The organism is Dietzia kunjamensis (assembly GCF_045689975.1).
Classification (GTDB): domain Bacteria; phylum Actinomycetota; class Actinomycetes; order Mycobacteriales; family Mycobacteriaceae; genus Dietzia; species Dietzia kunjamensis.
In genome coordinates this window covers 3,470,776-3,477,711 of record NZ_CP143297.1, presented here as the reverse complement: position 1 = coordinate 3,477,711, position 6,936 = coordinate 3,470,776, and the positions used below count along the sequence as shown (strand labels likewise).

The following is a 6,936-nucleotide window of genomic DNA, read 5'->3' as shown; positions in this document are numbered from 1 at the left end:
GGTGGGCGGTCTCCTCTCGTCGGGTGTCGGGCGTTGCTGGTGGTCCGGGTCGCCGGCGGCGCCGGGAACCACACTCTATCCACAGGCTCCGACCCAGGTCCACCGAGGTATCCACATGGTTGTCCACAGCTGTGGGAAGACAGACCCCTCCCGTCGGTTCGCGGGTAGGTCGTCGGTGGGGAGGGGTCGGAGGTGCTTGTTCGGTTTCACGTCGCGTCTTGCAGCCCTGGTGGGGCTCGCCTGAGGAATGACGGTAACAACATGGTGAACCGGGGGGCAACCCCCAAGATTGACTGGAGGGCGGATGTCAAGCATCGCGGCCGTGGGCGTGTCGTTGTGGTCAGGAAACTGGTATCAGTGAGACCAATGGGATTACACGGTTTGGCGGCCGGCGCCTCGGGCGCGTAATCTTGAGCAGTCTGTCGTGCGCCCGTGGGCGCCCGGCGCGTCGTGGTGCCGCCGTCCTTCGGTGATTCGACGACGTCTCGAACTCGATCGGGCGCTGGACACGGCGCCGACTTCACGTGAGGAGCCAACCATGGCCAAGGGCAAGCGGACCTTCCAGCCGAACAACCGTCGTCGTGCCAAGGTGCACGGCTTCCGTCTGCGCATGCGCACCCGCGCCGGTCGCGGCATCGTCGGCGCCCGCCGGCGTAAGGGCCGCGCGTCGCTGACGGCCTGATTCCGGCCGGGGTGGCGGGTGCTCCCCAGGTCGCACCGGCTCCACCGTTCCGCTGACTTCGCGACGGTGGTGCGCAAGGGTGCCAGGAAGGGCCGCCGCACCATGGTCGTACACGCCCACGTGGACTCTTCGGATGTCCGCGTGGGCGGTCCGCGTTTCGGGCTGGTTGTCAGCAAAGCCGTCGGGGACTCGGTGACTCGTCACCGCGTCAGCCGACGGCTTCGTCATATCGCGGGCGGCCTGCTGGACGAGGCCGGCGACGATCTCATGGTGGTGATCCGGGCCAACCCGGCCTCCGCGGGTGCGTCGCACGCCGACCTCGTGCGGGATATGCGCGCGGGGCTCGTCGCTGCGGCCGCTCGCGCGAGGGGCACGTCGTGAGCACGGGGCGCCCGGGTCCCATCGCGCGGATCCTGTTGTGGATGCTCGACTTCTATCAGAAGGGCATCTCCCCCTGGACCCCACCGAGCTGCCGATTCGAACCCACGTGCAGTAGTTACGCCGTCGAGGCGGTACGCGTCCACGGAGCCTGGTACGGCACCTGGCTCTCGGTGTGGCGTCTCCTGCGCTGTGGGCCGTGGACACCGGGCGGGTGGGATCCGGTACCCCGGCCCCGTGCACCTGATCCACCGGGCCACGAGCCCCACGAGCACACCGACAATTCTCGAACGTAGCTAGGACTCCACCACCCATGTCGTTCATCACCAACCCGTTGGTCTACTACCCGATCTCCGGCATCCTCTGGTTCTGGCACAAGATCTTCGCGTTCCTCGGCGGTCTGCTCCCCTGGGTCGAGGCGCCGGATTCCAACGGGGTCATCTGGGCCCTGTCGGTGATCTTCCTCGTCTTCACCCTCCGCGCGATGCTGTTCTGGCCGGCGGCAAAACAGATTCGCTTCTCCCGCAAGATGCAGGAGATGCAGCCCAAGATGAAGGAGCTGCAGAAGCGGTACAAGAACGACCGCGAAAAATTGGCGGTCGAGACCCGGAAGTTGCAGAAGCAGGAGGGGTTCAACCCCCTCCTGGGTTGCCTGCCGATGCTGATCCAGATCCCCGTATTCCTGGGTTTGTTCCACGTGCTGAGGTCGTTCAACCGGATGGGCTCGCAGTTCGGCGCGCTCGGGATGAGCGCCGAGGAGACGCGCAACACGGGCAACTACGTGTTCAACGCGGACGAGGTGCAGAGCTTCCTCGACGCCCGCCTGTTCGGTGCTCCGCTCTCGTCCTTCATCTCCCAGCCGGTCGAACAGTTCCAGGCCTTCGTGGAGCCGGGCGCGATGCTCGACTTCGCCCGGTGGAACATCATTCTGGTCGCACTTCCGCTGATGATCGTTTCGGCGGTCACGACCCATTTCAACGCGCGGATCTCCCTGTCCCGCCAGTCCCCTGAGGCCGCGGCCAACCCGCAGGCCAAGATCATGAACCAGCTCATGCTGTGGGCCTTCCCCATCGGCATCCTGGTGACCGGTGCGTTCTGGCCGATGGCGATCCTCGTGTACATGGTCACGAATAACCTCTGGACCCTCGGCCAGCAGTACTTCCTGTACGAGAAGATGGCCAAGGAGGACGACGCCGCGGCCCTCCTGCGGCGCGAGGAGCAGAAGGCGCTCGCTCCGCGGGTGGGTGTGAAGCCCACCAAGCCCAAGAAGAATCGCGCCGCCGCCGCGACGGGAACCGGGGTGGTGTCGGATCCGGCCGGGGAGGTGGGTACCGCGACGGTGGACGACGACGAGGTGATCGACTCCGACCCGGGGCCTGCGGTCGCTCCGGCATCCGCTCCACGCCCGGGTCAACGGCCTCAGGCTCCCGGCGGGCAGCGCAGTAGGCCGGCCCAGAAGGGATCGGGTTCGCGTCCCAAGAACAAGAAGAAGAAAAAGAAGCGTTGACCCGCTAGAAAAAGGTGAGTGGACAAGGTCCCCGATGCTCCGGCGTCGGGGACCTTGTCCCATACTTGGGGTAGATAGTCGTCGCACCCCCGGGGTTCGGCGATCGGCGGTCACGACGGAGGCAGGTCCATGTCCAAGAGGAACATCGAGGTGTCCGAGGAACGATTGGTCGAGGAGGGCGAGGTCGCTGGCGACTATCTCGAGCAGTTCCTCGACATCCTCGATTTCGACGGGGACATCGATCTGGACGTCGAGGGCGATCGGGCTGTGGTGAGCATCGTGGGCGGCGACGACTTGGATACCTTGGTCGGCTCGGACGGCTCGGTCCTGGACGCTATTCAGGAGTTGACGCGTCTCGCGGTGCAACAGGAACTCGGCGATCGGAGCCGGTTGATGCTCGACATCGCCGGCTGGCGTGAGGCGAAGCGTGAGGCGTTGAGCGAGTCCGGACGCGTGGCAGCGCAGCGGGTTCTCGAGTCAGGTGAGTCGGAGGAGCTCGAGCCCATGACGCCGTTCGAACGCAAGATCATCCACGATGCGATCGCGGAGATCGAGGGTGTCACGTCGGACTCGACCGGCGTCGAGCCCAACCGCCGGGTGGTCGTCCTGCCCGGGTGACGGGAGGCTTGGGGCAGGGGTGCGAGCCGTCCGGCTCGCACCCCTGATCTGTGTCCGAGGATCTAATGACAATGATGTGATTCACCGGCGGTGTTTCACGTGAAACAGTGGCTTTGCGGCCGCGAGAAGGAGCGCGAGACCATGAACGGACACACGGGCCACGAAGCGTCACGTGACACGGACGGGGACGATATGGCTGCGGTTGAGACGCCGGCCGATCCGGGCTCGACATCTGACTCCGGTGAGCTCCCCTCTGCGCCGCCCGCTGCAGCCGTGGTGTTCGGGGATCGGCTGGGTCTCGCGACGCGGTACGTTGATTTCCTCGCGACGGCCGGGCTCGAGCGTGGGCTGATGGGTCCGCGTGAGCGGCCTCGACTGTGGGATCGGCACGTCCTCAACAGTGCGGCTGCTGAATCGCAGTTGGCGCAGGGCGAGTCCGTCGTCGATATCGGGAGCGGCGCAGGCCTCCCTGGTATCCCCCTGGCGCTCGCGCGCCCAGATCTGACGATCACTCTGGTGGAGCCACTTCTCCGTCGGGTCACGTTTCTCGAGGAGATCATCGGCGAGCTCGGCATCGATGTCCGGGTCATTCGGGGTCGCGCCGAGGAGAAACCCATCATCATCGAGGCGGGGGAGGCGGACGTCGTGACCTCCCGGGCAGTGGCCCCGCTGGCGAAGCTCGCCGGGTGGTCTGCTCCGCTGCTGAAGGTGGGTGGCCGTATGGTTGCCCTCAAGGGCGAGTCGGCAGTCGACGAGGTCGAGCGTGATCGTGTGGCGCTCCGCAAACTCGGGTTCGACGACGTTCGCGTCGAGACCGTCGCTGCCCCGGATGCCGAACCGACGAGGCTGGTGATCGGCACCCTGGCGACTAGGATGGGGGGCCGTGGCTCCCGATCCCGCGGACGCGGGCGTCGGTCTTATTGAGGCCTGACGGGACGTGTCCGGTGTTGGTTTCACGTGAAACAATGGCACCGACACGGCGGCAGGCTCGCCGCGCTCACGATGCAACTCGAAAGGTGACGGATGTCCTACGACGAGACCCCGATCTTCGCGGCCGCGCGCCAGGCGAACGAGGTCCTCCACGGGGATGCACCGGCACTCCCCCGTCCCGAGTCGCCGCGGATCGTGACGATCGCCAACCAGAAGGGCGGGGTGGGCAAGACCACCTCCACCGTCAATCTCGCCGCCGCTCTCGCTCTGGGTGGGCTCGGGGTGCTCGTGATCGATATGGATCCGCAGGGGAATGCGAGTACGGCGCTCGGTGTCGATCACCGCGAGGGCACACCGTCGAGCTATGACCTTCTGATGTGGGAGGCGTCCGTCGATGAGTTGATGCAGAAGAGTCCTCATGCCGAGCGCTTGTTCTGCGTACCGGCGACCATCGATCTCGCGGGATCGGAGATCGAGCTGGTCGGGCTCCCCCAGCGGGAGCGACGTCTCGCCGAAGTCCTCCTGCCGGAGGACCTGCAGTCGCTCGGTATCGACTACGTTTTTCTCGACTGTCCGCCCTCGCTCGGTCTGCTCACCGTCAATGCGATGGTCGCTGCTCGCGAGGTCCTCATCCCGATTCAGTGTGAGTACTACGCCCTCGAGGGGGTGGGTCAGCTTCTCCGTAACGTCGAACTCATCCAGCAGCATCTGAATACGGATCTGGAGATCTCGACCATCATGCTGACGATGTACGACGGGCGCACCAAGCTCGCCGAGCAGGTCGCCGGTGAGGTCCGGAAGCACTTCGGCGACACAGTGTTGCGGACGGTGATCCCGCGAAGCGTCAAGGTGTCCGAGGCGCCCGGGTACGGGATGACCATCCTCCAGTACGACGCCGGGTCACGCGGCGCGCTGGCCTACCTGGACGCCGCCCGCGAGATCAACGCACGGGGAGGGCCGGCCGGTCCGGGAGAACTCGTATCCACGCCCACCGCGGGTGAAGCTGAGGGCGTCGACCGCCCGGAGGAGAACTGATGAGCCAGCAGCGTAAGGGCGGTCTCGGGCGGGGTCTCGCGGCCCTCATCCCCACCGGCCCCGACGAAGGGCCTCGGCTCGGGAACGACGCCGCCGACCTGATCCTGGGGCCGCGAGGTGGCGGTCCGCGCACCACTCCCCCACGTCCGCGCTCGTCTGCTGCCGGGAATCGGGGCCCGGCGGGGACGGAGCCCACCGGTACCGCGTCATCGACGGCCCGCGGGGCCGAGGCCGGCTCGCACGCCGACGATGGTTCACCCGTTTCACGTGAAACAACAGATTTGGTGGACCCCGGCGCCGTCTACCGCGAGATCTCCCCGGCCGAGATCGACCCCAACCCGAAGCAGCCCCGCACCCACTTCGATGAGGAGGCGTTGGCCGAACTCGCTCATTCCGTCAAAGAATTCGGACTCCTCCAGCCCATCGTCGTCCGTGAGATGTCCGATGGGCGCTATCAGCTCATCATGGGTGAGCGACGCTGGCGGGCGAGCCAGCGCGCAAAGCTCGAGACGATTCCGGCGATCGTTCGGCAGACCGACGACGAGGATCTGCTGCGGGACGCTCTGCTCGAGAATATCCACCGGGTACAGCTCAACCCTCTCGAAGAAGCCGCCGCCTACCAGCAGCTGCTGGAAGAGTTCGACGTGACCCAGTCAGAACTCGCGACCCGCATCGGCCGATCCCGCCCCGCGATCACCAACAGCATCCGCCTGCTCCAGCTGCCGACCGCCGTACAGCGGCGTGTCGCGGCTGGTGTCCTGTCAGCGGGACATGCGCGCGCACTCCTGGGCCTCGAGGCGGGGGCGCCGGCACAGGACGAGCTCGCCGCCCGGATCGTCGCCGAGGGCCTGTCGGTGCGGGCGACCGAGGAGCTCGTCACCCTCGCCAACCGCGATCCCGGGGACACCACGGACAAGCCCAAGCCCCCGCCCCGCGGACGCCAGCGCAACCCGGAGCTGGAGGCGGTGGCGGGTCGGCTGTCGGACCGCTTCGAGACCTCCGTGTCGGTCACGATGGGGCGCCGCAAGGGACGTATCACCATCGACGTCGGCGACACCGATGATCTGGCCCGGGTACTCGCACTTCTCGAGGGCGGGTCGACCGCAGCGCCGCGATGATCTCCCTCCGCCCGCTGGACCTGTCGGCGGTGGACCAGCTGGGTCCTCGCGCCCGGCGTTGCGTCTATTGGCAAACCGACGGTGAGCAGTCCCCGGGAGATCCGGAGTTCGAGAAGGAAGCGTGGATCTCACACGTATCCCTGGAATGGGGTGTCTGCGGCCAGCTCGCCACCTACGGGGACCGATCGACGGCTGCCGCCTTCTACGCCCCCCCGGGGATGGTGCCGCGGGCGACGTGCTTCCCGACCTCACCCGTCGGCGCTGACGCTGTGCTGCTCGCCGGCATGAGTGTCGAGCACGGCGCACCGGCAGGGGTACTGACCGCGTTGCTCGACGCCGTCGTCGTCAATGTCCGAAGCCGCGGAATCAAGGCCATCGAGGCCTTCGGGGTCACGTCCGAGGACCCCGGGCATGTTACGTCACGTGACGGGTGCGGCGCGGACTCGTGCGTGCCGGGGATGAGCTTTCTCGTCGAGCACGGTTTCACGGTGGTGGCACCCCACGAGACCCATCCCCGCCTCCGGCTCGATATCGAGAGCGAGCACTTGTGGAAGGCGGACGTGGAGCGCGCCCTCGATCAGCTCTTCGCCGAACACGGATTCGCCACCCGGCGACTCGGGGTGCTGTCGGGCGCGTCGGCGAGCGCCGTCGCCCGGGGGCTCTGACAC

9 protein-coding genes are annotated in these 6,936 nt (G+C 66.9%); all 9 read left to right on the top strand.

Annotation, left to right across the window (positions count from 1 at the left end; translation table 11 throughout):
- Positions 1-538 precede the first annotated feature (538 nt).
- The 9 genes from rpmH to VZF99_RS16295 all read left to right on the top strand — a co-directional run bounded on the left by rpmH (position 539) and on the right by VZF99_RS16295 (position 6,933).
- Entirely contained in the window at positions 539-682 is a 144-nt protein-coding gene (gene rpmH / locus VZF99_RS16335) for a 50S ribosomal protein L34 (RefSeq protein WP_007629603.1), read from the top strand.
- Between the two features lie 18 nt (positions 683-700).
- Complete coding sequence (rnpA, locus tag VZF99_RS16330) at positions 701-1,063, top strand: ribonuclease P protein component (protein ID WP_067720195.1); 363 nt, start codon at positions 701-703, stop codon at positions 1,061-1,063.
- Entirely contained in the window at positions 1,060-1,356 is a 297-nt protein-coding gene (gene yidD / locus VZF99_RS16325; RefSeq protein WP_082924143.1) for a membrane protein insertion efficiency factor YidD, read from the top strand. Before rnpA ends, yidD begins: the two co-directional genes overlap by 4 nt.
- A 17-nt stretch (positions 1,357-1,373) precedes the next feature.
- Positions 1,374-2,567, top strand: a complete 1,194-nt coding sequence (yidC, locus tag VZF99_RS16320) for a membrane protein insertase YidC (protein ID WP_096906419.1) — start codon at positions 1,374-1,376, stop codon at positions 2,565-2,567.
- A gap of 129 nt (positions 2,568-2,696) precedes the next feature.
- A complete protein-coding gene (locus VZF99_RS16315; protein ID WP_119193007.1) occupies positions 2,697-3,185 on the top strand; it encodes a R3H domain-containing nucleic acid-binding protein in 489 nt (162 codons plus the stop codon).
- Positions 3,186-3,326: 141 nt separating this feature from the next.
- Entirely contained in the window at positions 3,327-4,109 is a 783-nt protein-coding gene (gene rsmG, locus VZF99_RS16310; protein ID WP_407335369.1) for a 16S rRNA (guanine(527)-N(7))-methyltransferase RsmG, read from the top strand.
- 99 nt (positions 4,110-4,208) lie between these two features.
- Positions 4,209-5,150 carry a ParA family protein gene (locus VZF99_RS16305; RefSeq protein WP_235027891.1) on the top strand — a complete coding sequence of 314 codons (942 nt, stop codon included), beginning with the start codon at positions 4,209-4,211 and terminating at the stop codon, positions 5,148-5,150.
- Positions 5,150-6,268: a ParB/RepB/Spo0J family partition protein gene (locus tag VZF99_RS16300; protein ID WP_407335368.1), complete on the top strand. Its 1,119-nt coding sequence runs from the start codon at positions 5,150-5,152 to the stop codon at positions 6,266-6,268. The genes VZF99_RS16305 and VZF99_RS16300 overlap by 1 nt, the downstream gene beginning before the upstream one ends.
- Positions 6,265-6,933: a hypothetical protein gene (locus VZF99_RS16295; protein ID WP_067720183.1), complete on the top strand. Its 669-nt coding sequence runs from the start codon at positions 6,265-6,267 to the stop codon at positions 6,931-6,933. The genes VZF99_RS16300 and VZF99_RS16295 overlap by 4 nt, the downstream gene beginning before the upstream one ends.
- Positions 6,934-6,936: the final 3 nt, after the last annotated feature.